A 26809-nucleotide genomic window follows, 5' to 3' on the forward strand; every position below is an offset into this window, starting at 1 on the left:
CCCTGACATTTGACCAAATAACAGGCAGACGGCACATGAAGCAGGGAAATTTGACAACCAAAATAAGCTGCCCCCCGCCGATTGGCTAGAGAGAACAGCTTATAAACCATGCTTCACTTAATTCAAATCAATATGCGCAGCCCAATCAAAGTCAGAATACCCACAATGACCGTAGCAAACAGACTTTTCGTTAGAAAAGCTGTAAGGAAGGCGGGAACAGCCGCAATCAGCTCAAGCAAGTGACCGGCAGGGTCGACACGCCCGTCCGATACGAGCAGTTCCTGGGCCAACAGGGCGCCCATGACCGCGATTGGCACATGATCCAGCCATCTTATCATCATATCCGGAATCCGCAGCTTGCTGAGAATCATAAGCGGCAGAACTCTTGGAATAAGGGTAACCACCGCACAGCCAATAATCAGAGCTGCAATATGCCATCTCATTTCCATCGTTCCATCACCATCCCCGCTGTAGCCGCAACCAGAATAGCGGCAATGACTGCTGCGCTTCCCGGCATCATCGTGCTGAAGGCCACTACTGCAATGACCGCAATGATAACGACCATGAAGTCCAATTTATATTTTTTGCGGCTGAGCCATTGCAGTGCCAGCAGCCCGATAAACATACCCGGCAAAGCAAAATCCAGACCAAACTGCTCCGGGTCCGGTATCCACTCGCCGACGAGCCCCCCTGCAACGTTAGCCGCACACCAGAACAGATAGGCTGTAATATTTAAGCCCACCATCCATTGATAACCCAGTCTTTTCTGCTCGGTCGCCTTGGCGGCAGCAACACCGAATGTCTCGTCAGTCAGCAGGGAGCCGATAAAGAAACTCTTTCCGGTGGAGAGACCTTTAAAGTACGGGGCGATCGCTGCGCTTAACAGCAGATGCCTGGCATTCACGAAGAAAATCGTGATGATGATCGAGATCACCGGGCTTGCTGCCGCCAGCATTCCTGCCGCGATAAATTGACCGGAGCCGGCATAGAGCAGGAGCGAGATTAACGCGATTTCGAGCAGGCTGAAGCCTGCAGTCCGCTCAACTACACCTGCAGCAAAGCCTATGCTCAAATAGCCTAGCAGGGTAGGAATACAATCCTTAAAGCCTTGAAGATACGAATTTCCCTCCATATGCGAAGGAAGCTGTTCTGACTTGGTGTCCATCTTGGTCCGATTCCTCTCTTACTCTCCGATTCTACTTTTAATTACTATGAATACATCCTCCTTCCTTGTCAACGCCAAATATGCCATTTATCCATAAAAAAAGCGCCCCGGAAGTGCAACAAATCTTCCGGAACGCACAATGTGATGATTGAATTTTCAAGCGGTCAAGGCTTCAAAATGATTTTAATACAGCCATCCTTCCGCTCATTGAAGATATCATAGCCATGGGCAGCCTTCTCCATCGGAAACCGGTGCGTGATGATATCCGAAGGATCGACCGTCCCCTCCTTCAGCATTTGATACAGCTTGGGCATATAATGAATGACGGGCGCCAGTCCCATTTTTAACGTAATATTCCTTTCGAACAGCTCGCCGAGCGGAAATGCATTATAGACAAGCCCATATACGCCGGTCAGCTGGATCGTCCCGAACTTGCGAACCATCCTGACGGCCATGTTGAAAGCTCCCAGAGAGCCGCCCTGCAGCCTGAGCATGCTGCCCAGCATTTCGATAGGGGTTCTTTTGGCATCCAGCCCCACACAATCAATGACAACATCGGCTCCACCATGTGTGATTTCTCTAATATATTCTTCAATTTCGGGTATTTTTTCGAAATTATAGGTTTCCACCTGGTTAGTTCGTTTTGCATGCGCCAGCCTGTAATCTACATGATCGATTGCAATGACCCGTTTCGCTCCCTTTAACCAGGCAAACTTCTGCGTTAACAGCCCGATCGGACCGCAGCCTAGAACAACCACCGTGTCGCCAGGCTTGACTCCCCCGTTCTCTACACTCCAGATGGCTGTTGGAAGCGCATCGGAGAGCATGAGCAATTTTTCATCCTCCATATCGGCATCCTCCGGAATAATAAAGGGCATAAAATTTCCGTATGGAACACGCATCAGTTCCGCCTGGGCTCCCTGGAAACCGCCGTATGCATCACTATATCCAAAAAAACCTCCGGTATCCTTGGCATCATTAGCATAGTCGCACTGGCTCTCCATCTGATTCTGGCAGAACAAGCATTTGCCGCAAGAGATGATAAAGGGAATAATGACACGGTCCCCAACCTTGACTCTGTTTACCTCGGGGCCAGCTTCCACCACAACTCCCATGGGCTCATGGCCGATAATGTAATCATCATGAAGCTGCTTCATCTCACCGTTATATAAATGCAGATCAGAACCGCAGATAGCTGTCGTTGTGACTCGGATCAGTATATCGTCGCTGCGGTGCAGGGCCGGATCCTTCATCTCTTTCACTTTGATACGATGTCTGCCTTGATAGGTGACTGCTTTCACGCACATATGCTCCTTTACAATCCAAAATCCATTTCTTACAGGATTTGGGGTGATTGATATGTTCAGTGTGCGCTAATTGCGGGCTAACTACTCGGCCATAGAAAAAATTAATCTAGCTCTATCCGAGCCCTTCGGGTTGTACCTCCACAGCCCCCTTTTTCGGTTTTCCGACCTTCAGGAAGAACACGAGCCCTAACAGTACAAGGGCACCCCCTCCTGCCTGCAGGGTGCTCATCGATTCATTCAACAGAAGGAAAGCGAGCAAACTCGCCCCCACAGGCTCACCCAGAACGCTCATCGATACGGTTGAGGCCGAGGCATATTTCATAAGCCAATTAAACAACAGATGACCGAATACGGTCGGCACGACTGCCAATAGAGCAAATATTCCCCACTCACGCGCCGAATACCCTGCCAGCGGAATATGCATGCCCACGTTATAGACAGCCAGAATTACAGCAGCTACCACAAAAACAAGCCAGCTGTACAGAAAGGACGGAAGCCGTCTGAGCAGTAATTGCCCAAGCAGCATATGTGCAGCAACAGCTGCCGTTCCCAGCAAAGACATCACATCACCGGTCAAATGCCCCGCACTCCCGCTGAGTCCGCTGCTGCCAATGAGCAGGAACACCCCAAGGAACGCGATTGCCATGCCGCCGATTGCGGCGAGTGATGTTTTTTCCTTAAACCAGAAGTAGGCACCAATCATCACGAATACGGGCTGCAGAGCCAGGATGATGGTAGAGCTTGCAACGCTTGTCCATGTTAAAGAGCCCATCCATAACAAAAAGTGCAATGCCAGCATGGCTCCTGACAGGATCAGCAGCAGCACTTCAGAGCGCTTCAATGACTTGGCAGCGGGCAGATATTTTCCCGCAAACGGCAGCATGATCAGAACAGTAATAACGAGTCTGTACATGGCTTGAACAGAGACCGGACTACTGGACCATTTCACAAAAATGGATGAGAAAGATATCGCAATAATGCCGATAAATAAAGGAATAAATACGGGTATAGGCGGTTTCTCTGAATTCATGATGGTTAAATGATTCACCTTTCGTGTTATATTAGAGAAATGATTTTAAAATTAAAACTTTCGGAAAAGGAAAATTAGCATGAAAAAGAAAGACCTGCGCAATCAAATGACCCCGCCCAAGTTTCTGGCGATCGGCTTTGCATCGATCACGCTGGTGGGGACGATCCTGCTAAAGCTTCCCATCGCCACAGCTGACGGGACCTCCACACCACTGATTGATGCGCTCTTCACAGCGGTTTCCGCCATCAGCGTGACCGGATTAACCGTTGTGGATACGGGAACCCATTGGTCCGTTTTTGGACAAATTGTCATGCTCATGCTGGTTCAGCTGGGCGGATTAGGCTTTATGACCTCTGCCACCTGGATTGCATTGATGTTCAATCGCAGAATCTCGCTGCGGGAACGCATCATTCTTCAGGAAGCGATGGGACAATACCAAATTCAAGGCATTGTGGACCTCATTCGAAGAGTCCTCGTATATACGCTGATTATAGAGGGCATAGGCGCTCTGCTGCTGACATTCAGGTTCTCTGCCATCATGCCGCTCTCGGATGCAGCTTACTTTGGCACATTCCAAAGCATATCCATATTCAACAATGCTGGCTTTGATCTGTTTGGCCAAATCCATGGGCCATTCTCCGGGTTTGCCACTTATGTAGAGGATCCTTATGTCAATATTATCATTGCTGTCTTGATTTTCCTTGGGGGAATCGGCTTCATTGTTATCTTTGATCTTATCGAGTACCCGAAAACCAAAAAAATATCGCTTCACTCCAAGGTTGTTCTGACGGTGACCTCTCTGCTAATCGTCATTGGAGCTGTCATGATCTTTCTATTGGAGCACAGCAATCCCAAGACATTAGGCCCGCTCTCGTACCCGGTCAAGATTATGGCCTCCATCTTCCAATCGATTACCCCGCGTTCCGGCGGCGTCAGCACCCTGGACATCGCGAGTCTGGAGCAGTCGTCACAGTTCTTTATGATCCTCCTGATGTTCATCGGGGCTGCGCCTGGATCCACAGGAGGCGGGATCAAGGTGACGACCTTCGCGGTCCTGATTGGTGCAGTGGTTACCATGATCCAGGGAAAACGCGATGTTGTTCTCTACCGTAACAGAATCTCGCAATCCCTGGTCTACCGCTCCATAACGCTAACGATACTGTCATTGCTGCTGTTGGTGGGGGCTTCCATGTTCCTGTCCGTAACGGAATCGGGTGAATTCCTAAGAATTCTGTTCGAAGCCGTCTCCGCCTTCGGAACAGCCGGCTTATCCATGGGTCTCACAACCGAATTGTCGCCGATTGGCAAGATCACTATCGCCTTGCTGATGTTCCTGGGCCGTCTCGGTCCGCTTACGCTGGCTTACGCACTTAGCCGCAAAAGCAACAAAGAACTGTACCGTCACCCGGAGGGCCGGATTACGATCGGCTAAACCGTGTGCATTCCCTCTTCTTGCCGGCACATATAAACAAACCGTACGCTCCCTCATCTGCCGGGAGTGCACGGTTTGTTTCATTTTCATCTCATGTTGAGTAGTATCCGATTGAACCGGCTCTTATTCTCCGAACTCGCTGGCATCGATCGCAGCATCCAGCAAATCATCAAACAACTCGTCATCGGTTTCGATCCGCTCATCAAGCTGCATAAACTGCTCCTCGATTCCCGGCTCGCCTGCGAAATTCAGGCTGTAATCCCAGTCCCGGCCGTTCTTGCTCAGGAATGTAATCTCGTACGATGCTGCATGTCTATCTATAGAAAATACGGTATACCCCACGAATTGATTGCTCTCATCCCGTTTCATATCCGCACGCTCGATTCGGACTTGTGACACGTTTCCACTCTCCTTCGTTTCGTTGTGAACAACTCACAACACTCAGTATATCACTTTTAATTGCCGCTGATTATTGTTTTTCTTATGCAACTTGATCTAGTATAATATGGTGGAAAAGAATAAATTTCATTGGAGGGTTCCAAATGTCCGATTTCAATACATCCTTGGACAAATATGCCGAGTTGGCTGTAAAGGTTGGAGTTAACATACAGGAAGGACAAACCTTGGTGGTTCATGCCCCTGTTGACACTGCCGAGTTCACTCGCTTGATCGCCAAGAAGGCCTATGAAGCAGGTGCCCGCCTGGTGAAAATTCTATGGACTGATGAAACTGTCACCAGACTTCAATTCGAAAAAGCAGCGGATGATGTGTTTACGGAAGCACCAAAGTGGTATGCCGGGGAAATGACTGAATTGGTGGAGAACGGTGCAGCTATCCTCCACGTCCTTGCGGAGAATCCGGATCTGCTCAGCGGCATTGATTCCGAACGCATCGGAAACTTCTACAAGGCCCGCGGAGAAGCGCTGAAGCAATATCGCGCCTATCAGCAGTCTGACAAGTTCAGCTGGTGCCTGATTGCAGTGCCTTCGGCGCCATGGGCTGCCAAGGTATTTCCCGATGCACCGGAATCGGAGCAGGTCAGCAAGCTGTGGGATGCGATTTTCCACACGGTGCGCGTGGATCAGGATAATCCGGTTGAGGCTTGGAACCAGCATCTTGAGGTGCTTGAAGCGAAATCTTCCGTGCTGAACGCCAAGAAATACAAGAAGCTCCACTACATTGCGCCAGGAACGGACCTTACCATTGAACTGCCTGAAGGCCATATCTGGGCGCAGGGTGACAGCATCAACGAACGCGGCCATTCGTTTGTGGCTAATATGCCAACAGAAGAAGTGTTTACTGCACCGCTCAAAACGGGGGTTAACGGTACCGTCCACAGCACGAAGCCTTTGAGTTACGCCGGCAATATCGTGGACAACTTCTCTCTTACGTTTGAAGCCGGTAAAGTAGTCAGCTTCACAGCAGAGCAAGGGTACGAGACCCTTGAGCGTCTCCTGAACATGGATGATGGTGCCCGCTATCTTGGTGAGGTGGCGCTTGTGCCGCATCAATCTCCGATCTCCGAATCCAACATTCTGTATTACAATACGTTGTTTGACGAGAATGCTTCCAACCACCTTGCGCTTGGCAGTGCCTATGCCTTCTGCATAGAGGGAGGTAAAGAGATGAATCAGGAGCAATTAATTCAAAGCGGTCTCAATACCAGCGTGACGCATGTGGACTTCATGATCGGCTCCGGCGAAATGGATATTTACGGAGTTACGGCAGAGGGTAAGGAAGAACCGGTATTCCTTAAAGGAAACTGGGCATTTTAAGAATATCGTGATCAAAGCAGCTATTTCATGCGAAGTAGCTGCTTTTCTTAAACTTTTCCTGCCTTTAATTGACCTGAGGTTGATTTACAAACGGAAAAATTGTGCGATAATCAAGAAAGCGCATGAAGCTACTTAAAGGTAGTATAAAAGGAATGGAGGTCCTTGTATGTCAAGCTTTGAACAAAAATTGGAGCGTTACGCCGAGCTCGCTGTCAAAGTCGGTGCCAATGTGCAGCCGGGGCAAACTCTTGTCGTTAACGCCATGATCGATGCTGCGCCGCTTGTGCGCCTCATCGTAAAGAAGGCCTATGAAATCGGTGCCAAACAAGTGAAAGTCAACTATAGCGATGAGATCGTCAGCCGAATACGTTACGAGTTGGCTCCGGATGACGCATTTCTGGAACCGCCGAAATACTACGCGGAGGAAGTAACGGAGCTCGCTGAGCAAGGAGCCGCATTCTTGACGGTCCTCTCCTCGAACCCTGATCTGCTCAGCGGAATTGATCCTGAACGTATCTCCAACCATCAACGTACATATGGCGCTGCGATGTCGAAGTACCGTCAATATCAGCAAGCCGATAAAATGAGCTGGACAGGCGTTGCCTTTGCTTCTCCGGATTGGGCGGCCAAGGTGTTCCCTGATGTTCCGAAGGAGCTGCAGGTGGACAAAATGTGGGATGCGATCTTTCATGCGGTACGCGCAGATCTGGATGACCCCATCAGCGCGTGGGAGGCGCATATTGATACGCTCCAGCAGAAATCCGACGAGCTTAATGCCAAGAAATATCATAAGCTTCGCTTTACCTCACCTGGAACGGACCTCACGATTGAACTGCCAGAAGGCCATATTTGGACCCAAGCGGGCAGCCATAATGAGCAAGGGGAACGCTTCGTTGCCAACATTCCAACGGAGGAAGTGTTCACGGCTCCTCTTAAAACCGGCGTGAATGGCACGGTTCGCAGCACAAAGCCTTTGAGTTATGGAGGAAATATTATAGACAATTTCTCGATTACGTTCGAGAACGGTCGCATTGTCGATTTTTCTGCCGAGCAAGGTGAAGATACGTTATCGCGTCTCGTCTCCATGGATGAGGGCTCCCATTATCTTGGCGAAGTGGCCCTTGTTCCCTACCGTTCCCCGATTTCGGAAAGCGGTATCCTGTATTACAATACGCTGTTTGATGAGAATGCCTCCTGCCACCTGGCTATCGGCAGTGCATACGCCTTCAACCTCGAGGGCGGCAAAACCATGACGTCTGATCAACTGCAAGCCAGCGGACTGAACACCAGCATTACCCATGTGGATTTCATGATGGGCTCCAAGGAGCTGAACATCACAGGAATCACGCATGATGGCACCGAAGAGCCTGTATTCATCGATGGCAACTGGGCGTAAGCCGCACTAGCCATCATTCAAATACCTCACTCGATCTTACAGGACGTCCTCCAGCAGAGGGCGTCCTGTTTTTCCAGTTATTTTTATCTGCCGACACGCTTCTCCTCCATGCAATGATGCATCCTATTTCGATTAATATCCTTAGATTACCGAACATATCATGAAGAGATGGGCGCACTCTTGAGATATCCCAAACCTACTCGAGAATGACGATTTGTTTAAGAGTCCAATTCCTGAGGAATACGTCGTTACATACTTCTCCAACATCAATCACCAGAGTCTGCTGTTATTTGAAATTGTAGGGCTTTTTTATCTGATATGTTGTAAAATGATGAGAGAAATAGGATGGTTACACCAGAGAGGGGAATATCGCGTGTCCAACCGATTACAGCTCCTCCTTGCAGCAGATTTCGCTGATTTGAGCGAACCTATTCAGGAAGAAATTTACTATGAATTTTATGATCTCGTATATGGACAAATATTGTATGTCGTACGGGATCATGCTGCTGTTGAGGATATCATTCAGGAGTCCTTTATAAAAGTGATTACAAGCAAGCCTAACTTCGAAATGGAAAGCAAGATGCGGGGATGGCTGCGCGTCGTCGCTAAAAACTCAACCATGAATTATTTAAGAAAAAATAAAAAATACCGTAACCAAGTGGATGTTGATAGTGTTTTTATTAATGAAGAGGACGTAGCGGTCTCCTCCGCGAACGTGGAACACCAGGTGGAGTCGAATATGCTGGAGGAATCCATTGAGCAGTACCTCGACAAACTCAAGCCTGAATACAGGTTATTGATTGAATATCGGTGGAAGCACAGTCTGACGTACAGGGAAATCGCCGAGCTGCTGAATACACGCGAAGAGATCGTCAAGCAGCGCTTGTTCCGAGCGAGAGAGTCCGTAAAGAAAATGCTGTATAGAGAGTGGGGTGAATTGGATGAGCAACGAAAAATACGATGATTGGTTTGATGAGGCCTTTGACGAAGCCTTTGATCGTGCAGCTTCATGTTCCTCACTCCCCACTGACAACGAATCGAAACGTCAATCTTGGCAGCAAGTCAAATTACAAGTCGAGAAGTTAAACAAACGAAAACAACAACGACGCAGATTACAGTTTTCCGGTATCGTTGCTGCATCCATGTTAATTGGAGCTTTAATATTCTCTCAACCAACAGTTACACAAGCCGTGTCGCCCATTTACCAACAAATCGTGGATTGGGGCAACGGCATAACGGGCCAGATATTCGGTAAGAAAGAGCCCGTCGATCCAAGCAAAGCTCTTACTGCCCCGCCACCGGATGCAACACCTATACCAAATAACGCTGATCCAGTACCACCAGCCGAATTGGTCGAAACTGAGGATATTCCATTTGCTGATTCTGATGAATCCCTCATTGAGTCACAAAAGCGTGTATTATTCAAGATACCTCAAATTGGGTATATCCCGAAAGGCTTTGAGTTCTATGAGGCAACAGGAATCGCGGAAAGTGAGACCGCGCCGCTCTTGGATCTGCATCTTCATTACAAAAATACAGATGAAAAGGTATTTTACATTGATCTCATTGACATGTCGTCCGAAAGATCCATCGGCCTTGGAGGGAAAGTGACAGAGACACTGACACTGAAATCGGGAGCTGTGGCCTACCTGACTGAAACGAATCTCCGTTTTTTGCATGACAATGACAAGATATTGGTAAATATCAGCGGATTATTCTCAAGAGATGAATTAATTAAGATAGCAAACAGCATACATTGAAACAAAATGCACAGATAAACTAAAGAAGCGCACTTCAGAAAAGTGCGCTTCTTTGTTTTATATAGTTTTATATACCGGAATTATTGCTCTGCTAATATAGAATTCGTATAATAAGTCGCTTCTTCATATGTACCATTCTCATTAATCCAGTGAATCGTCTTGCCCCGGTAATAATAACCTGTCTGAACACTGAAGTTTTTAATACCGCTGAGGGAAGTTTTGTTTGAACCGTTTTCATAAGCACTTCCAGTATCTATCCAAGCCGACCCGGTCCATCTCTGTAGGACAAAATTAATACCAATTGTATCTACAGCTTGTCCTGCTCCTGTAAATCCGTTAAGGCTTACCTGGGTACTATTTACCTTGCTAATTGTAGAATAATAGTTAATCAGGTACTTGTTGGCTAAGAGGTTAAAAGAAGAATTCAGATTCATTTCTACTGGTGGCGGTGTAGTTAAGGCACCTGGTGCAATGTCAGTAGCGGAATCCGCGTAAGCCCCTCCCGCCAGAGATAAGCTTAATAGAACACTGACTGCAAGAGTTGAAGCCATACGTTTAGAACTGCGTACTTTTGACATAACATCACCTTTCTTTCTAATTATTAGGAACATCCATATTTTAACACGTGATGTCAGCACAAAAGTATCTAATTCTTCACGGTTTGATATAATTTTTGAAACTTTTCTGCAAATAAAAAGAAGCAACGACATATTTTGTCGTTGCTTCTTCTAATATCCAGTTCACGCGCCTGCTTCTTCCTGAAGCAGCTGCTGCTCTTGCCTGATCAGACGAATGCGCGAGATTCGTTTATTCTCGGTCTCCTCAATCACAAAGTGATAGTCCTCATACAAGATAGACTGACCTTTATGCGGGAGCAGCACCTCAAGACGTGAGGACAGCCATCCACCGATGGTATCATAGTCTTCTGTATCCACATTCAGACCAAATTGGTCATTAATTTCATCAATCAGCATCAATCCATCAATGGAGTATTCATCCTCCCCCACCTTCTCAATTCCCGGACGCTCTTCGTCAAACTCATCTTGAATTTCTCCGACGATTTCTTCCATGATGTCCTCCAGCGTTACAAGACCTGAAGTCCCGCCGTATTCATCGATCAGAATGGCAATTTGCGTCTTGCTCCGCTGCATTCTTCGCAGCAGCTCGCTGATCTTGATGGATTCAGGAACAGCAATAATCGGGCGAATCAGGGAAAGCTGGTCACGGACGTAACCGCGCATCAGATCCTTGATGTGAATGAAGCCAATGATATGATCCTTGTCTTCGTCACAGATCGGATAACGTGTTCGCATCCCCTCGCTTGCAATTTTCAGATTTTCTTCCAATGAAAGATTATTGTATAAACAGATCATCTCTGTCCTTGGGATCATGATCTCCCTAGCGGTGGTATCGGCAAATTCAAAAACGTTGTCCACCAATACCATGTCCGTATTATCCATCATCCCACTCTCACTGCTCTCTTTCATCATATCCCGAAGCTCCTCCTCGGTGTGAACGTTGCGCTCCACCACAGGTTTCATCCGGAATATTCGGAGAACGTTATTAGAAAGACCGTTGGCAAACCAGATAAATGGAAACATGATGGTATAAAATATTCTCAGCGGACCTGCCGACAGCAGCGTGATTTGTTCCGCTTTGCGAACAGCCACCGTCTTAGGTGCCATGGCACCAAATACGATGTGCATGAGTGCAATCAAGATAAATGCAATCACCAAGGAAACGGTATGAACAGCCGTATTGCTCCATCCTATGCCGTTGAACCAAGGCGTGATCATGGCGGATATGGTTCTTTCGCCGATCCATCCAAGTCCAATGGACACGATGGTGATACCAAACTGGCAAGCGGATATATATCCGTCCAGATTCTTCAGTATGTTCTGTGCAAATTTTGCACGTCTATGTCCTTCTTCAACCAAAGCGTCAATCCGACTGCTTTTTACCTTAACAAAAGCTAATTCAGCTGATACAAAGAATCCATTTAGCAGGACGAGAAACAATACCAAGGTTAAGCTTATCCAACTCGGTAAGGGGTCACTCAATCGATCTCCTACCCGCCATACAGCATGCTATGACGAATAGGAACACCTCCTTCGGTTATTAAAAATGTGTGGTGCCATCAAGCATAACAACGTGTTCGGACAACGCATCAACTTCCCAATGGTCTCATCTCCTTATCTTATTCCGTCGTAATCAAGCTATATAAGTAATTATATAGTACTACGATACACAGTCAAACGTTGTCTTATGACATTAATAAGCGTTGTTACAAGCTATAATTTGATTCTCAGCCATTAACCCTCATTTCCGGTGAATTCATATATTCTATGAATAAACATTCAAAATGTTAAAAGATTACTATGAATCCCCGCATCTCCCTAGGACAAAAATCGCATTTCGCTGAATATTAGCCTGGTGAGCCAAATAAAATAACCCCCGTTTACATGGTGTAAACAAGGGTTATTCGTATTTCCGTTGGCTTATCTTGAAGTTGGCGGCGGGTTGCCTATAACACCCGGATATTGGTAATGAAGCGGCTCATCAAATACGACATAATCCAGGTTCACCATCAGCAGGATGATACGGCGTCCCGTCGAACGTTCGCTAATGACAATATGATCGCGTCCAGCAGCTTCGATTACGCCAGTGAACACTTTTGCATTCCATTGCGAGTTGTTTTCATATGTCATGTAAAAGGTAGCCTGTTTGCCCAAGTTCAAACGGAGAATATTCTCAACGTAAGACTGCTCGAATTGAGGGGCCGGCATTACAGTGCCTCCCGGAGTGATCGGGCTTCCGCTTGGAACCTCCGGTGGAATGTTGGCCGTATAACCTGCTGTTCCGCGACCAGGCACTCCCGGATAACGCACTCCATTCATGAAGTTCACAGGTGGCACACCTTGATTGTAGTACATAAGTAATTTCCTCCTTTAATGTATATCTTCCGCAATATGCGGATGTACAACGTGGATCAATAAACTGCCGGGCAATCGCCATATGTTGGACTGAAGAAGCAGTGTGCTTTAAAGCGGCCTGTGTTCTGCTGGTTGTACCAGGTAGGCGGGCAATCCCCTACCGGACGGAAAAACCATAATGCATTGGTTGCCGGCCAGGTGCGCTCTCCATTGATAACTCTTTGGGCTAGGCGCCGGTCGGCCTCCCTGGCTCTTTGATAAAAATAGCCTTTTTGTGTTGCTTCAAACCCTCCCGGGTTCTGGAACACCATATCATTCATGTTGCGGATGTTCATAAAGTCCAAGCAGTTGGACAGTATCCGGTTCACGCCGACATTCCCAACCATGAGCATGCCTTGCTCGCCTTCACCCTCTGCCTCTGCGCGGAGCAATCTTGCCAGAAGATCCACATCATTCGAATTTGCTTTGATGACTGCCACAGAGTTCCCCTCGCTTCCTTAAGATCACTTTGTATCGTATGTGCATTCGCCCATAAATGTGACAGTAGCAGCAGAAAAATATTCTGATGGTGCATTGGAGGGTGAACAACAGGTTGTCATAGGCTTATGCCTAATTTATTTGCATGCTTTTAAATACTATAATCATCGTATCGATTCTATGCGAAGAACGCCTCGAATGCTGCCTATTGGAGCTTGTTCGAGGCGTTCTTTTGTGAGCTGATTGGAACTAAACTAGAAATGGAACACCGCATAACGAATTCTTCCGACGTCTCGCTGTTTATTGATGTGTATCATGAACGTCTCCGACTTGGATTTGAATGCGAGGGCTTAGCGCTCATGCCGAAACCATAACACGTGAACGCTTCAGCTTTGAAAAAAGCAAAGTACGTACCATGCTCGAGGCACGGGATTGCCTATGTTCCTTTCAGCATGGATGAAGTTGAGAAGCGACCGGAAGGCTGTAGAAATTCCTTGCTTGAGATGCTCGATCATTATGGCTGCCAGACAGCTCGAACCCCAGATTTAAACCTATATGAAAAAGAAGCACTCCGCTATCTAAATATGCTGCATAGACCTTTTTCCCTTAGGGATATTCAGAATCGGGACCAGATTGTAGTGTTGAAATATAAACCCGATCTTCCTTCTCCGAAAGACCGTCAGTTCATCGTCCTTCATATCGAAGATAGATTTCCCGTCAACGATAACTTGACCGCTAGTCCCCTATCCAGATCCCATCCTTTGTTAATATCATTATGGGTATCATACTTCCTAATCCTCTATCCTATGATTTATTCCTGAACAGAAAAAGCTCTGTGCCGCAATCCAGCGCGGTACAGAGCTTTAGATTCATACTTTTATTCATCCCTAACTGGAATGACCGGTGAATTTATAACAGAAATGATAATGACCAGATCCTGCTTGAATCACAACGCCGGCTTTGCCATCGGAAGTGGAATGAATGCCCTTGGCTTCAAGCAGTGGCGTCCCATCGCCTTCCGTTACCCTCGTTCCGTCAAAAATACCAGGCAGACGGATTTCCGCTGTTGTATTGGGCGGAATGGTTATCTCCAGCTGGAAGTCCCCAGCATTGCCCAATCTCCAATACGACCGGACCCTTCCATACATCGTATCGATCGTTCCTGCTGCCCACGTCAATCCCTCGCCAGGCACGGGAGCAATCACGATTCGTTTATAACCCGGCGCTTCCTCCACCGTCTGGATTCCGGCAACCGTTCGATACAGCCAATCGCCGATCGCACCGTACGCATAATGATTAAACGAATTCATGTCGCGACTCCAGAAGCTGCCATCTTCCTTAATGCCGTCCCAATGCTCCCATATCGTTGTGGCGCCCTTGGTGACCGGATATAGCCATGAAGGATAGTCCTGCTGGAGCAGCAGCTTATAAGCTGCGTCATGCATGCCCTGCTGACTTAACACATGACTAATGTAAGGAGTGCCCACAAACCCTGTCGTCAAGTGAAACTTGCTCTCTTCCAGCAGAGTGTAAAGACGGGCTGCTGCCCGTTTCTCTGCCGCTTCATCCAGCAATCCGAACATAAGTGCAAGCACATGCGCGGTCTGTGTCGATGCCGCAAGGCGTCCGGATGGGGTCACGAATTCCCTGCGAAACGCGGCTACCACCTGCTCCTTCAGTTTGGAATACAGGGCCGCATCCTCTTTTTGGCCCAATACTACTGCGGTCCTCCGCAACAATTCAACCGAATAGGCATAAAACGCCGATGCGATCAAATCCCGCTCTGTGGCACCTACGTAGTCACCCGATTTCGCATCCAGTCCCAGCCAATCTCCAAAATGGAAGCCGGTATTCCACAGATATTCATTCTCCCCTTGGCCTTGAATGTAGGCAACCCAGCGCTTCATGCTCTCATATTGCCGTTCCAATATTCGCTGATCACCGTAACTCACATAGATCGTCCAGGGACATATAACCGCTGCATCCCCCCAAGCGGCCGAAGCGAAGTCTTCCTTGCCGAGCACATGAGGAACAACGAAGGGAACCGCCCCATCGTCACGCTGTTCTGCAGCCAAGTCGGATAACCATTTGGTAAAAAACGGGGCCACATTGGACAGATAGGATGCTGTCTGAATAAACATCTGCGCATCTCCTGTCCAGCCTAAACGCTCGTCACGCTGCGGACAATCCGTGGGTACATCGAGGAAATTCCCCTTAAGCCCCCATCTGATGTTGCTCTGCAATTGATTCACCAAGGGTTCGGAGCACTCAAAGGTCCCCGTCTCTTCAAAATCCGAATGAACCACAACGGCTTCAAAAGCTTCATGATCCAACTGCTCCTCCGTGAATCCGGATAATCGAACATACCGAAAGCCCTGGAATGTAAAATGAGGTTCATAGGTTTCTTTGCCATCACCCTTTAATGTGTACCCGATGGTTTGTTTAGCTGTTCGGAGATTCTCGGTATAGAAATTCCCCTCGCTATCCAATATTTCGGCATGTTCCAGTGTCACCACAGCGCCTTCTGTCCCCGTAAGACTGAAACGGACCCATCCAACCAGGTTTTGTCCAAAATCAATGACCATCTCGCCTTTAGGCGTAACCAGCCACTCAGTTGGCCGTACCGTTTGGATTGCTCTTACAGGTCCGTTAATCTGAGGCTTCAACATGTCATAACCATGCTCCAGCGATTCCACTCCATGCCAATCGCGAGACATATAATCCGGTGTGCTGAAATCCTCGAATTCCAGGCGGGCGTCATAGGTTTCGCCGTGATAGATCTCTGACATTACAATCGGACCTTTGGCTGACTGCCAGCTTGAATCTGTTGTGATCAGCTCCTCGCTCCCATCCGTGTATGTTATATGCAGTTCTAACAGCAAGGCTAGTCGATCTCCATAGATGGCACCCTTCTCCTGCCAGCCCAATTGCCCTTTGTACCACCCATTTCCGAGCCATGCTCCAATCGCATTCTGTTCCGTTCTTAACATGTCCGTTACATCATAGGTTTGCGTCTGAATCGTATGCTCATAACTGGTCCAGCCAGGCGTGAAATAACGATCTCCCACCCGCTGCCCGTTAAGCTCCAGCTCATATAGCCCTAATGCCGTTGCGTATATTCGTGCCTGCCTGACGGAGGAATTCAGCCGGAAGCTTTTGCGGAGGAGCGGCAGATGCGGGGAGTCGGTGGGCAGCAACGATAAGGGTGCAGATATCCATTTCCCTGCCCACTGCTCCCCTTCCAGCTTACCGGTCTCCCAATATGCGATATCTGACCATTCCGATAATTCCCCGTCTTGATTCCACAGGCGCACGCGATAGTTATAGCGCTTACAAGATTTTGTATCCAGCTCCTCCAATTCAACATGAACCGATTGTGATGAAGCCACTTTTCCCGAGGTCCAGTAAGGCTCAGAAAAATTTGGAAGATTCGAAACCTCAATCTCATAAGCGGTTTGGCTGACCGCTCTTTCATCCGAATCCAGCCTCCAGCTTATACGAGGACATCTCTCTCCAATACCAATCGGGTTATGCTGATACTCACACCGCAAGTCCGTCACCTTAAACATAATCAAGCCTCCGTTCACTTCATATTTATGGCACACACCTTGGTTATAGGACTTCTGCCGGAATGTAATATTCCACATTCGTGCCTATTTCAACTATTATTATAAGTGAACATCATCTCAATATTATGGGTATAACGGACAAGTGCATGCGGTATTACGGACTTTCTTCCGTTATGGTCCAGGAGGGGCATATATGATGAAAAGACCGATGGAAACCTACTATGGGGATCACTTTTTCCGGGATGACACCATGATGTACGTGAATCGAAATGCGGAGAATTTTTCAGGCTCATACCATAACCATGATTTTTTGGAAATCGCTTATATTGTGGAAGGTGAAGGCTTTCATCATCTGGAGAACACGGTGCAGCGAGTCCGCAAAGGCCATATTTTCTATATACCGCTCGGCGTGTCCCACGTATTCCGGCCTACTTCTGCAAACGGGAAGCCGCTCATTGTGAACAACTGCATATTCTCTGTACAGCTGCTGTCCAAGCTGATTGCCTTTGCTTCAGATTCCGATACAGCATCCTTTCTGCAACGAATGCAGGACGGCTCTCTTGGGTATAAATCGATTATGGACCAGCATGACCGTTTCGAGAAGCTGTTCGACTCCCTCTATGAACAAAATGCCATGCCAATCCGTGGGTCAGCTGTTTATTTGCACACTCTGCTTCTACAGCTGGTCATTGAATTCAGCCGGGCAATCGAGCATTTGCATACAAAGCCTTCAGAACTTCAACATCATTCATTTCAAGATGTTCTTCAATACGTGGAGAGACATTACATGCACGAGCTTTCGCTAACGGTTCTTGCCCATATCAGCGGATTCAGCGAACGCCATCTGCAGCGCTTGTTCCGCCGGTATACCGCTCAAAGCTGGCATCATTACTTACAGACCGTACGTGTTCGGATGAGCCGGGAGTTGCTGCGAACGACCCCGGATAAAGTCAGTGCAATTGCCGAGAAGGTAGGTTATAAGGACATTCACTCCTTTAACTCGGTATTCAAAAGGAATACCGGACTCACACCGGGTCAGTACCGCAGTGAAACCAGGATCGATTGAACAGAGGTCCAACTCCTAATAACGGAGTCCTCAAACTTTGAACAATTTTACATGCTCTTGCGCCCACTCGGCAAAGGTTCTGGCAGGTCGGCCCGTTACGATTTCAACTGTTGGATTGACGGTGTAGGCTTCGACCGGAGGGTTCATATGCCAGTTGATGACATAATCCATGATGTCCTCCCCTACTCCAAGTTCCGCCATGCGTTTACGCTCCTGCTCCTCTGTTAAGCGGATGAATTGAATGTCTCTGCCGATAAGATCGCTGAGGATTCGAACCTTATCTTGAACGGATAATGCTTCGGGACCGGTTAAGGTATAGATTTTACCGGCATGACCGTCTTCCGTCAGGGCTGCGGCAGCTACCCGTCCAATATCTCCTTCATGTATCAATGCACTGATCGAGTCTCCATAAAGATCACGGACGACCCCCTCCGTTCGTATCGACTCCCTCCAGCTCAGCACATTGGACATGTATTCAACCGGCTGCAGCTGTGTCCATTCCAGATTGCTTGATTCAACTGCATGCTCTACCGTGCCTTTCTTTCCGTCCCATAATACACTCACTCGCTGAACCCCTGCTGCTTCGGCAGCTGCAATGATCTCTTTCCCTGTCGTAAGCGGAACGTAGCCTGTTCCAGTGGTAATTAAATGCAGACCGCTCACCCCCTCTAATGCGGGTACCAGAGTGTTAGGATTACTTAAATCTCCGCCGACAACTTCAACAGCTGCAGGCAATTTAGCTGAAGCCGGATAGCGGCTAAGCGCCCTTACCTTATGACCGGCCTTAAGCAATTCTTCCACCACATGACGTCCTACATTTCCGGTTGCACCTGTGACCAAAATCGTCATTTTCATTCCCTCCCTATGGGTGATTGTTGTATTTCCATTAAACCGCAATTCGAAGTGGGTTACGTCCAGCGCTGGTCTTATGCCAGCATTATAAAAAGGCCTTATCCAAAGATAAGACCTCTCACTACGACCATAGTCTGATATTTACTTGCCGTACCAATGGTTCCTGATCGCATACAGCGCTGCCTGGGTTCGATCCTGCACCTCCATTTTTCCTAAAATATGAGTTATATGCGTCTTTACGGTTTTCTCGGTAATATGCAGCTCCACCGCAATCTCTTTATTGCTCCGCCCCATTGTAATTTGTTCGAGTACATGCTGTTCACGCTTGGTCAGAATATCAATCCCTTTGGCAGCTTCCCCGTCTGTTGCTACATGAGCGATTAACTGGTTTGTCACTTGGGGATGAAGCATTCGATTCCCGTTAACGGCAGCCACGATGGTCTCTACCAACACTTTGGGTTCAATATCCTTCAACTGATATCCAATGGCTCCCGCTTTGATGGCTGGCAGGACGGAATCACGGTCGGCAAAACTGGTAAGTATGATAACCTTGATATGAGGAAATTCGCTTGTGATCCGTTTTGTGGCTTCAACTCCATCCATCTCCGGCATCATCAAATCCATCAATACGACATCAGGCTGCAGCATTTCTGCCTTAGCCAGAGCTTCGCGCCCATTCAGCGCCTGATCCACAATTTCAATCATGGGCTGGGTCTGCAAGAAATAACGCAAGCCCCTTAATACAACGAGATGATCGTCAACGATGAGAACTTTAATCTTCATGCATCTACAACCTCTTTCTCAGTCCATAACGGAACCATGACTGTCAGCATTGTCCCTGTACCTTCTTCACTGCTAATGCTTAAGGTTCCTTGGATCTCGGCTGCCCTCTCCTTCATGCTGGTAAGCCCAAGCGAACGGTGATGCTGCTCTGAAGAACTGGGGGTAAACCCCCGCCCTTGATCCGAAATTTTCATATATAAATGGGGACCGACCTTCTCCATTCTGATCCATGCGCGATTCGTTCCCGCGTGTTTGCTGACATTGTTTAACGCCTCCTGGCCGATTCGATACAGCGTCCCTTCCACCTGCTTTGTAAGCTCTGGAATTTCCTTCATGAGAAACGTGAGCTGTATGCCAAGCTTCTCGGCATAATCCCTCAAAGAACCCAATATCCCTTTCGCTTCCCCGGAAGGCCTCAGCTGCCAGATTAACGTCCGCATTTCGGTCAGCGTTTCCTGAGCCAACTGTCCAATATCACTCATGGCTTCTGCCGTATCCGAATTCTCATGCAGGGTCTGCTCGCGAACCCCTTGTGCAAGCAGTGATAGAGAGAATAGCTTTTGATTAACCGAATCATGCAAATCCCGCGCCAGACGGTTCCGTTCTTCGACCAATAGCAGATCTTGCCATTCATAATATAAACAAATCTTTTCAATCGCAAGTGAGATATGCTCTGCCAGCACCTCCAGTATTTGGATCTCCAATTCACTAAAGGACGGGTTCTCCCTACCAATGAAGAGTACGCCCACCATCTCATAGGTTTGAAAAATACGCTCATGATGCTTTAAGGGCAGCGCTGCGGTATACATATAAGGCTGTACGCCCGGAAGTATCCGAACCGGACCTTCATGAACCACCACCTTCTGTTCCTCATACGCACGATGTACGCTTCCTGTTTTTTTGCTCGTTTTCTTAGAGCCCTTACGAACAAGCTCCTTAAGATTGTGTGTCACGCCATTCTGCCGAAAGGTGCGCAGATGCAAGTCATCATTTTCGTCAGACGTAATCATGGCTACACTTGGCCAGTCAAACGACTGAGCAAGCTGCTCCACAATGGCCGTATACATTTTGTTCATGTCATTAATTTTCCAGAGGTATCTTGTCACCTTGCTTGCCTTGGCATAATAATCCACGATAAAACGAGATATGCTATCCACTGCTTGCTTCTCCTTCTGCTCGGAGAGCCTCGTCCGCTCAACGGCAGTCCCAATCTGATAAGCAACAGATTGTAAAAGTGCCAGCTCACCCGCGCTGAAATGCTCTTTGCCCGGTGAGCCTACATTCAGCAGCCCCAATCGTTTTCCTTGAACGGTCAGGGGGATTGTAGCATGATGGGTCAAATTGCCGGTTTCTCCCCAGCTCTGTTCAATTGCGTTATATAAACGTTCGCATTCAATAATCGTAACAGGTTCATTTAAGCTTCCAGCCCAATGCATACGAAGACATAAGCAGTCCCCGCATCGCATCGGTTTTTTATCTTCCCTGGCTAGAGCTGGAGGGAGATTGAAATCCGCCATCTTATCATACTCCGGTTTATCACCAACCAGAAAAATCCAGCCTGTCTCAAGATGGGTTAACTCCAGCAGCCGTTCAAGCGTCGTCTGAAGCATTTGCTTCATGTCGTTGCTCTCATTCAGAGTTTCTGCAATGGTCTTTAGAATCATCAATTCTTCAACATACTGATCTTTATCACACAGTATCAGACTCACCTCCACTCCATTCCTAAAAATGAAATTACCCTAGATTCTTTAAAGCCGTTTCTCGAGCATAACCTCATCTTCCTGAATATAACCCGACTTCGCATAAGCTCCGATCGCCTGATCGTTGTCGTGACCTGTTAGCACCTTAACCGTCTTCACTCCACGCTCAACCAGCTGTTCCTCCAGGTGTGCGATAAGCATTCCTGCCAGCCCCTGTCTTCTCGCCCGCTCCTGAACATACATCTCCGTAATTTCGCCCATAAGCTCAGGGTAACAGAAGGACTGAAAGGACTGCGCACAGGCAAATCCCACAGGAACATCATTCAAATAAGCAATCGCCACAATCTCGTGCGCCTGTTTCAAGCTTCGCTCCACATCCTCCTGCGGCATTAGAGCTTCATTAAATTCCTCATTCAATTGAACCAGAACGGAAGCATCGGAATGAGATGCCATGCGAACCTGTTTGTGAATATCCATTCTATGTATCCTCCATTATCATCCTTTTAAAATATGGAAAAATATGCTATGTTGTTCCTCCAGTATACCACCTTCTCCAGCCTTTTATATACTTTGGGGTATCAAAAAAAGGGTCCTTGCTGCAAACACAGCAAGAACCTTTTTCAATTCCAAATCACTCGGCTTGTTCAGCCTGCATTAACCGAGAACATCAGACCGCAGTATATCAGCACAACAGCGCCTAACCCACTTAAGAGTCCGCCGGCAGCCGCGCGGTTCCTGCGAAATACATTCACGACATTCCACAAGAGGACAAGCCCGATACACAGGCTAAGAATCCCTATCCAGCTCCATGTAAATGCCAGTTCACCGATCGTAAACCCGGGATGGAACCAGACAAAGGTTGAAGCAGGACCGTAGGATGCCAGCGTATCTGTGACATCATGCGGGGCCGGCTGCTGGTTCATATACCCCGTTGCAATATATATCAACCAGATGAGAATGCTCTCGCTTCGCGCCCATGCCGTCGGTTGATAGCTTGCGTCATGGCGAAGCTTGCGCTTAACCAGATGACCGTTAACAAAGGCGAAGACCAGCAGCGGCAGGATCAGAATGTGCTTGACAAGCAAGGCCTGTCCGTAGGATAACGTCCAGCTGTTCACGGGATCCGGCGTCACCGCCGTCATCAGGAACAAACCTGATCCGATCACGATGACAACGCAGACGATTGCTGCTGGATGAAACCATCTCAGAAATGCACCCCAGCGCTCTGGATCCGTACTGAACCACCCTGTAATCAGCAAAGTTCCCGTCCAAATGGCCATCGCTGTAAAATGGCCAAAAAATGCAAGCTGCCCTGCGCTTTCGAATAAGGACGCTGCGTGGTTAAACGAGGACATGGCTGCTGCAATACCCAGCAAGGCAACCGGCATAAGCCAGCGTAATACCGTGCCTGAATTTCGGCGGACGATGATGGTCAAGACCGCCAGCAGTATCGAGAGGACCAGGATCCAGGCATAACGTTCGCCTTCACTGAACTTGAACATAATACTGTTAAAGGACTGCCAGAACCCAATATCATCCTTGAAGAACATCATAATCTGCAGCAGAGGGACGAAGCCGCACACCATAATGGCCACAGCTGAAACCGGACCCAGCCAGGCTGGCAAGGAAATTTCAGGTTTATATGCTTTTGGCACCAGGGACAGCACCGTGATACCTGCCAGAACGGCATAAGCTAAATATAAGAACGGTTCACTTAACCAGTAGTAAGACATTATTTTCTCTTCCGCGATGCTCGAATTCCAAAATATCCTGCGACAAATGCCACGATGACTATAATAGCGATCCAAATAGCAGATCCGCCACCTTCAGATGATTCGGCAGCCGGAGTGTTCTCAGCTTGCTGACCCTCAGTCGCGGTCTGATCGGTGTTGTCAACTGCCGTGTCATCAGCAGGTGTTCCTTCATCCTGCGCATCACCGGCATCCGCAGGCGTGTCTTCGGTATCGGCAGGCGGTGTTTCCGGCGCAGTCTCCGCTTCCGGCACTTCTACCTCGAAGGCATACGTCCCGTCAACAGGATGTCCATCACCGCCAACAATCTTCCATTCTACCGTGTAAGAACCGGATGGAAGAGGTGCTGCCAGCGTACCCAGCAGCGTACTCTGGGTTACTTTTACCTCCGACACTTCTACCGACTCGCCTTGCGCATTTTTAATCTTGACCGTACTCAAGTTTTCATCGATATTTTCATTAAAGGTTAGACTGACTTCCTTGACGCTTTCCGTCAGCTTGGCATCCGCGGCAGGCGTACTGGTTTCCAGCTTGGAATGGGCCCATGTTGCTGTCGGGAACACCAGCACAAGCAGCAGACCCAAGGTCAGCAAAACTGAAGTTTTCACATGTTTCAACACGTATATCTCCTCCAAACCATTATCTCAAATTTGAATCTTCCTCATCATAACAAAGTCATTTCGACAATGCCAATGAGTATATTGTGAACAATGATTTTCAAATATTTTACACAAAAAGGGCATGCCGCATATGACGCGACATCCCCTCAATGTTCCAAATAGCTGATCTACCTATTCTCTCTCATACCAATAACCCGGTATCCTCTGGGTCAGCCGCAGCAGTGCTTCAAGATAATAATAGTCGCCCCAGATCATATAATCGTCCGGTCCCATTCCACCTCTGACATAATAGGAACCGTGCTTGATCAAGCCTTCTTCCCCTTCCTCTCCAAGAGTAGAATATCGGCTTGCCAGGGAGGTCATCGACCGTTCGACCGCATCTGTCAATAGCCCTTTATTGCCATCTTCATTCTCCAGATGCTCCAATATTTCCAGCATGCCGCATGCTGCAATCGCAGATGCGGAGCTGTCGCGAGGTGTATCCGCTTCAACCGGAACATCGAAATCCCAATAAGCAACGTTATCCTCCGGCAGATGGCTGATAAAAAAGCGTGCCGCTCGTATAGCCGTATCCAAGTACTTCGCATCACGGGTATAACGGTATGACAGCGCAAACCCGTAGATCGCCCAAGCCTGACCGCGCGTCCAGGTGGAGCCGTCGTGATACCCCTGATGCGTCCCGCCTCCGATGGGAGTTCCATCCGACGGATTGAAGTAGAACGTATGATACGAGGAGTCGTCCCCTCGCATTAAATACCTGCGGCTCTTATCCGCATGCGCCACAGCCACAATCCGGTATCGCTCATCTCCGGTTTGGTTATAGGCCCAGTACAGCAGCGGAATATTCATCATGCAATCGATGATGATGCGTCCTCCGTTCTTCTCGTCCCCCTTCCGGCCCCATGCCTGAATATACTGTCCTTCCTCCCGCCAGCGCAGCATCAGATGGTCGGCAGCTTTCAGAGCGAGCTGTTTGCCCTCTTCATGCTCGTCCACGATCCACGCCGCTAATGCAGACGGCAGGTAGAGGAACCCGATGTCATGATGATCCAGATGCCGCTTCTCCTGTAAGCGCAGCTTATAATCCTCCAAGTGCGCTAGTGCCGTCTCCTTAAACAACGGTTCCTTTGTATATTCATAACTCAGCCAGATCATTCCGGTGTAGAACCCCTCGATCCAGTCATTGCTCTCCCCCCACTCGTAACGCTTCTCCGCCGTGATATGCGGAAATTTCTTCGGATATCGGCTCATATTGCTCTTGATCTTTTGGATCGCATCCTGAATGGCTTGTTCCCACATGATTTTACATTCCTCCTATTCTTTGATGGCTCCGATCATAACGCCCTTCACGAAATATTTCTGCAAAAAAGGGTACAGGAACAAAATCGGCAGCGTAGCCACCATAATTGTTGCGTATTTGATCGTTTCGCCCACCGGCATCCGGTCTCCTCCGCCTACTGAGGTCATCATGCTGTTGGTGTCGTTCTGAATCAGAATCTCGCGCAGAATCAGCTGCAGCGGGAACAAGTTCCGGTCCCTTAAATAGATGAGTGCATCAAACCATTTATTCCAGTGCCACACTCCGTAAAAGAGTACCATAACCGCAATGACCGGCAGCGACAGCGGAATGATGATCCGGAACAGAATCGTCCAGTCGTTGGCGCCGTCAATCCGCGCGGATTCCTCCAACGCATCGGGGACCCCTTGAAAAGCGGTTCGCATAATAATCAAGTTCCATGTTGTCATGGCGCTTGGAATAATCAGTGCCCAGTACGTATCCAGCAGGCCGATGTTTTTCATTAACAGGTATTTCGGAATAAGCCCTCCGTCGAAAAACATCGTCATGACAATCAGCATCATAATGGTGCTTTTCCACATGACGTTTTTTCTGGATAGACCATAGGCTCCAAGAGCCGTCATCAGAATGTTCAGCGTCGTTCCGACCGCTACATAAAAGATTGTGTTCAGATAACTGCGAATGATGTTCGGATTCTCAAATACCATCCGGTAGGAATCCAGCGAGAACCCCTTGGGCCACAGCAGGATTCCCCGATGCTGAACGAACTCGGCAGGCGTACTGATCGAAGCAAACAATACATATAGAAACGGGTACAGCGTTACGATTGACAGCAAACATAGAAGAATCACATTCGCCGCATCAAATATGACCTCACTGATTGATTTTGAAGTTCGCATAGATGGCCCCCTTTCCTACCACAGCTTCGTATCGGTAAAGCGTTTGCTGAGATAATTGGCTCCAATGAGCAGAATAAAGTTAATGAGGGAATTAAACATGCCGACGGCCGCACTGAAGCTGTAACTCGCCTCCAGAATCCCCTTGCGGTAGACGTAAGTGCCGATAACGTCCGCAGTCTCATAAATAACCGGATTATACATAATCAATATCTTCTCGTCCTGAAGCGCCATAAATGAACCAATCCGCAGGATCAGCAAAATGATAACCGTTGGCAGGATGCCTGGCAGTGTAATCTGCAGCATCTGCTTCCACCGTCCGGCACCGTCTACCTTCGCTGCTTCATACAAGGATGGATCGATGTTCGAGATGGCTGCAAGATAAATTATGGAGCCCCAGCCAATCCCCTGCCAGATGGCAGACGAGGTATATATCGTTCGGAACCATTCAGGCAAACGCATGAAGGAAATCGGTTTTCCACCGAAATACGTCACTAATTGATTGATCAATCCGTCAACGGACAAAAAATCCACCAGCATGCCGACAACAACTACCACAGAAATAAAATGAGGGATATACGTAATGGACTGCACGGTCCGTTTAAATACCCGATGCCGCACCTCGTTCAGCAGCAACGCCAGCACAATCGAGGCGGGAAACACAAATATCAGGTCGTACGCGCCCAGGATAATCGTATTGGATACGACCCGTTCAAAGAAAAAACCGTTAAAGAAGTCGCTGAAATGCTGAAAGCCGACCCAAGGGCTGTGCCATATTCCAAGTCCTGCCGAGAAGTTTTTGAACGCAATCTGCAGCCCGTACAGCGGACCGTAATGAAACACGGCATAAAATGCCACAACCGGAAGCAGCATCAGGTAGATCATGGAATTCCGGCGAAAATCCTTTGCAACTCTTATTTTGAAGCTATCTGGTTTATTCCGTATGACAACGCGGTTGGTCTCTTCCTTCAGCTGCACCGAATGCCCTCCTCTGATACAA

Annotated in this window: 25 protein-coding genes and 1 pseudogene; 6 read left to right on the forward strand and 20 right to left on the reverse strand. The window is 48.1% G+C overall.

Annotated features, from left to right (window positions below; translation table 11 throughout):
- Positions 1–122: 122 nt before the first annotated feature.
- The 4 genes from WDY75_RS18555 to WDY75_RS18570 all read right to left on the reverse strand — a co-directional run bounded on the left by WDY75_RS18555 (position 123) and on the right by WDY75_RS18570 (position 3502).
- The gene (locus tag WDY75_RS18555; RefSeq protein ID WP_063479293.1) at positions 123–449 is read right to left on the reverse strand and encodes an AzlD domain-containing protein; all 327 of its coding nucleotides are present in this window, start codon (positions 447–449) and stop codon (positions 123–125) included.
- Positions 440–1165, reverse strand: coding sequence for an AzlC family ABC transporter permease (locus WDY75_RS18560; RefSeq protein WP_006209785.1), 726 nt, complete (start codon positions 1163–1165; stop codon positions 440–442). Before WDY75_RS18560 ends, WDY75_RS18555 begins: the two co-directional genes overlap by 10 nt.
- A 164-nt stretch (positions 1166–1329) precedes the next feature.
- Positions 1330–2466, reverse strand: coding sequence for a zinc-dependent alcohol dehydrogenase (locus WDY75_RS18565; protein WP_063479292.1), 1137 nt, complete (start codon positions 2464–2466; stop codon positions 1330–1332).
- Positions 2467–2584: 118 nt separating this feature from the next.
- Positions 2585–3502, reverse strand: coding sequence for a DMT family transporter (locus WDY75_RS18570; RefSeq protein ID WP_063479291.1), 918 nt, complete (start codon positions 3500–3502; stop codon positions 2585–2587).
- A gap of 79 nt (positions 3503–3581) precedes the next feature.
- Between WDY75_RS18570 and WDY75_RS18575 the strand changes: the two genes are divergently transcribed.
- Positions 3582–4934 carry a TrkH family potassium uptake protein gene (locus WDY75_RS18575; protein ID WP_036638141.1) on the forward strand — a complete coding sequence of 451 codons (1353 nt, stop codon included), beginning with the start codon at positions 3582–3584 and terminating at the stop codon, positions 4932–4934.
- Positions 4935–5057: 123 nt separating this feature from the next.
- On the opposite strand, the gene WDY75_RS18580 is transcribed toward WDY75_RS18575, so the two are convergent.
- Positions 5058–5333, reverse strand: coding sequence for a hypothetical protein (locus tag WDY75_RS18580; protein WP_063479290.1), 276 nt, complete (start codon positions 5331–5333; stop codon positions 5058–5060).
- 143 nt (positions 5334–5476) lie between these two features.
- Here WDY75_RS18580 and WDY75_RS18585 point away from each other — a divergent pair, with 143 nt between their 5' ends.
- The 4 genes from WDY75_RS18585 to WDY75_RS18600 all read left to right on the forward strand — a co-directional run bounded on the left by WDY75_RS18585 (position 5477) and on the right by WDY75_RS18600 (position 9865).
- Positions 5477–6709, forward strand: a complete 1233-nt coding sequence (locus tag WDY75_RS18585) for an aminopeptidase (RefSeq protein ID WP_006209781.1) — start codon at positions 5477–5479, stop codon at positions 6707–6709.
- 166 nt (positions 6710–6875) lie between these two features.
- The gene (locus tag WDY75_RS18590; protein WP_063479289.1) at positions 6876–8105 is read left to right on the forward strand and encodes an aminopeptidase; all 1230 of its coding nucleotides are present in this window, start codon (positions 6876–6878) and stop codon (positions 8103–8105) included.
- Between the two features lie 373 nt (positions 8106–8478).
- Positions 8479–9069, forward strand: a complete 591-nt coding sequence (locus WDY75_RS18595; protein WP_006209779.1) for an RNA polymerase sigma factor — start codon at positions 8479–8481, stop codon at positions 9067–9069.
- On the forward strand, positions 9047–9865 hold the full coding sequence (locus WDY75_RS18600; RefSeq protein WP_006209776.1) for a DUF4367 domain-containing protein: 819 nt from the start codon (positions 9047–9049) through the stop codon (positions 9863–9865). Before WDY75_RS18595 ends, WDY75_RS18600 begins: the two co-directional genes overlap by 23 nt.
- Positions 9866–9945: 80 nt before the next feature.
- Here the strand turns inward: WDY75_RS18600 and WDY75_RS18605 are convergent, their stop codons facing one another.
- The 6 genes and pseudogenes from WDY75_RS18605 to WDY75_RS18630 form a co-directional block, all read right to left on the reverse strand.
- Positions 9946–10575: a hypothetical protein gene (locus WDY75_RS18605; RefSeq protein WP_228029922.1), complete on the reverse strand. Its 630-nt coding sequence runs from the start codon at positions 10573–10575 to the stop codon at positions 9946–9948.
- A gap of 30 nt (positions 10576–10605) precedes the next feature.
- Positions 10606–11925: a hemolysin family protein gene (locus WDY75_RS18610; RefSeq protein WP_063479288.1), complete on the reverse strand. Its 1320-nt coding sequence runs from the start codon at positions 11923–11925 to the stop codon at positions 10606–10608.
- A 438-nt stretch (positions 11926–12363) separates the two neighbouring features.
- Positions 12364–12798: a spore coat protein GerQ gene (gene gerQ / locus WDY75_RS18615; protein ID WP_006209774.1), complete on the reverse strand. Its 435-nt coding sequence runs from the start codon at positions 12796–12798 to the stop codon at positions 12364–12366.
- A 56-nt stretch (positions 12799–12854) separates the two neighbouring features.
- Complete coding sequence (locus WDY75_RS18620) at positions 12855–13277, reverse strand: cell wall hydrolase (protein ID WP_006209773.1); 423 nt, start codon at positions 13275–13277, stop codon at positions 12855–12857.
- A 609-nt stretch (positions 13278–13886) separates the two neighbouring features.
- Positions 13887–14015: pseudogene (locus WDY75_RS18625) on the reverse strand (ABC transporter ATP-binding protein); the annotation flags it as partial.
- 147 nt (positions 14016–14162) lie between these two features.
- The gene (locus tag WDY75_RS18630) at positions 14163–16844 is read right to left on the reverse strand and encodes an alpha-L-rhamnosidase (protein WP_063479287.1); all 2682 of its coding nucleotides are present in this window, start codon (positions 16842–16844) and stop codon (positions 14163–14165) included.
- Positions 16845–17037: 193 nt separating this feature from the next.
- On the opposite strand from WDY75_RS18630, the gene WDY75_RS18635 reads away from it, so the two are divergent.
- On the forward strand, positions 17038–17910 hold the full coding sequence (locus WDY75_RS18635; protein ID WP_231888050.1) for an AraC family transcriptional regulator: 873 nt from the start codon (positions 17038–17040) through the stop codon (positions 17908–17910).
- A gap of 30 nt (positions 17911–17940) precedes the next feature.
- On the opposite strand, the gene WDY75_RS18640 is transcribed toward WDY75_RS18635, so the two are convergent.
- From WDY75_RS18640 to WDY75_RS18680, 9 genes are all read right to left on the reverse strand, one after another.
- The gene (locus WDY75_RS18640; protein ID WP_063479286.1) at positions 17941–18759 is read right to left on the reverse strand and encodes an NmrA family NAD(P)-binding protein; all 819 of its coding nucleotides are present in this window, start codon (positions 18757–18759) and stop codon (positions 17941–17943) included.
- 144 nt (positions 18760–18903) lie between these two features.
- Positions 18904–19545 carry a response regulator gene (locus WDY75_RS18645; RefSeq protein ID WP_006209768.1) on the reverse strand — a complete coding sequence of 214 codons (642 nt, stop codon included), beginning with the start codon at positions 19543–19545 and terminating at the stop codon, positions 18904–18906.
- On the reverse strand, positions 19542–21254 hold the full coding sequence (locus tag WDY75_RS18650) for a GAF domain-containing sensor histidine kinase (RefSeq protein WP_082834335.1): 1713 nt from the start codon (positions 21252–21254) through the stop codon (positions 19542–19544). Before WDY75_RS18650 ends, WDY75_RS18645 begins: the two co-directional genes overlap by 4 nt.
- Positions 21255–21293: 39 nt before the next feature.
- Positions 21294–21722: a GNAT family N-acetyltransferase gene (locus WDY75_RS18655; protein WP_063479285.1), complete on the reverse strand. Its 429-nt coding sequence runs from the start codon at positions 21720–21722 to the stop codon at positions 21294–21296.
- A gap of 167 nt (positions 21723–21889) precedes the next feature.
- On the reverse strand, positions 21890–22978 hold the full coding sequence (locus WDY75_RS18660) for a copper resistance D family protein (RefSeq protein ID WP_063479284.1): 1089 nt from the start codon (positions 22976–22978) through the stop codon (positions 21890–21892).
- Complete coding sequence (locus WDY75_RS18665; protein ID WP_063479283.1) at positions 22978–23616, reverse strand: copper resistance protein CopC; 639 nt, start codon at positions 23614–23616, stop codon at positions 22978–22980. Before WDY75_RS18665 ends, WDY75_RS18660 begins: the two co-directional genes overlap by 1 nt.
- Positions 23617–23787: 171 nt before the next feature.
- Positions 23788–24915, reverse strand: a complete 1128-nt coding sequence (locus WDY75_RS18670; protein WP_063479282.1) for a glycoside hydrolase family 88 protein — start codon at positions 24913–24915, stop codon at positions 23788–23790.
- Between the two features lie 15 nt (positions 24916–24930).
- Positions 24931–25812 (reverse strand): carbohydrate ABC transporter permease, encoded by an 882-nt coding sequence (locus tag WDY75_RS18675; protein WP_006209762.1) that lies wholly within the window; start codon positions 25810–25812, stop codon positions 24931–24933.
- 15 nt (positions 25813–25827) lie between these two features.
- Positions 25828–26787, reverse strand: coding sequence for an ABC transporter permease (locus tag WDY75_RS18680; RefSeq protein ID WP_036638118.1), 960 nt, complete (start codon positions 26785–26787; stop codon positions 25828–25830).
- Positions 26788–26809: the final 22 nt, after the last annotated feature.

This window comes from Paenibacillus glucanolyticus (assembly GCF_037333485.1).
Classification (GTDB): domain Bacteria; phylum Bacillota; class Bacilli; order Paenibacillales; family Paenibacillaceae; genus Paenibacillus_AQ; species Paenibacillus_AQ glucanolyticus.

What these genes read in the sequence shown, in the direction of transcription:
- WDY75_RS18555 (WP_063479293.1), bottom strand. Translation starts at nt 449, where the DNA reads ATGGAAATGAGATGGCATATTGCAGCTCTGATTATTGGCTGTGCGGTG.
- WDY75_RS18560 (WP_006209785.1), bottom strand. Translation starts at nt 1,165, where the DNA reads ATGGACACCAAGTCAGAACAGCTTCCTTCGCATATGGAGGGAAATTCG.
- WDY75_RS18570 (WP_063479291.1), bottom strand. Translation starts at nt 3,502, where the DNA reads ATGAATTCAGAGAAACCGCCTATACCCGTATTTATTCCTTTATTTATC.
- WDY75_RS18575 (WP_036638141.1), top strand. Translation starts at nt 3,582, where the DNA reads ATGAAAAAGAAAGACCTGCGCAATCAAATGACCCCGCCCAAGTTTCTG.
- WDY75_RS18585 (WP_006209781.1), top strand. Translation starts at nt 5,477, where the DNA reads ATGTCCGATTTCAATACATCCTTGGACAAATATGCCGAGTTGGCTGTA.
- WDY75_RS18590 (WP_063479289.1), top strand. Translation starts at nt 6,876, where the DNA reads ATGTCAAGCTTTGAACAAAAATTGGAGCGTTACGCCGAGCTCGCTGTC.
- WDY75_RS18600 (WP_006209776.1), top strand. Translation starts at nt 9,047, where the DNA reads ATGAGCAACGAAAAATACGATGATTGGTTTGATGAGGCCTTTGACGAA.
- WDY75_RS18605 (WP_228029922.1), bottom strand. Translation starts at nt 10,575, where the DNA reads ATGTCGTTGCTTCTTTTTATTTGCAGAAAAGTTTCAAAAATTATATCA.
- gerQ (WP_006209774.1), bottom strand. Translation starts at nt 12,798, where the DNA reads ATGTACTACAATCAAGGTGTGCCACCTGTGAACTTCATGAATGGAGTG.
- WDY75_RS18630 (WP_063479287.1), bottom strand. Translation starts at nt 16,844, where the DNA reads ATGTTTAAGGTGACGGACTTGCGGTGTGAGTATCAGCATAACCCGATT.
- WDY75_RS18635 (WP_231888050.1), top strand. Translation starts at nt 17,038, where the DNA reads ATGATGAAAAGACCGATGGAAACCTACTATGGGGATCACTTTTTCCGG.
- WDY75_RS18640 (WP_063479286.1), bottom strand. Translation starts at nt 18,759, where the DNA reads ATGACGATTTTGGTCACAGGTGCAACCGGAAATGTAGGACGTCATGTG.
- WDY75_RS18645 (WP_006209768.1), bottom strand. Translation starts at nt 19,545, where the DNA reads ATGAAGATTAAAGTTCTCATCGTTGACGATCATCTCGTTGTATTAAGG.
- WDY75_RS18655 (WP_063479285.1), bottom strand. Translation starts at nt 21,722, where the DNA reads ATGGATATTCACAAACAGGTTCGCATGGCATCTCATTCCGATGCTTCC.
- WDY75_RS18660 (WP_063479284.1), bottom strand. Translation starts at nt 22,978, where the DNA reads ATGTCTTACTACTGGTTAAGTGAACCGTTCTTATATTTAGCTTATGCC.
- WDY75_RS18670 (WP_063479282.1), bottom strand. Translation starts at nt 24,915, where the DNA reads ATGTGGGAACAAGCCATTCAGGATGCGATCCAAAAGATCAAGAGCAAT.
- WDY75_RS18675 (WP_006209762.1), bottom strand. Translation starts at nt 25,812, where the DNA reads ATGCGAACTTCAAAATCAATCAGTGAGGTCATATTTGATGCGGCGAAT.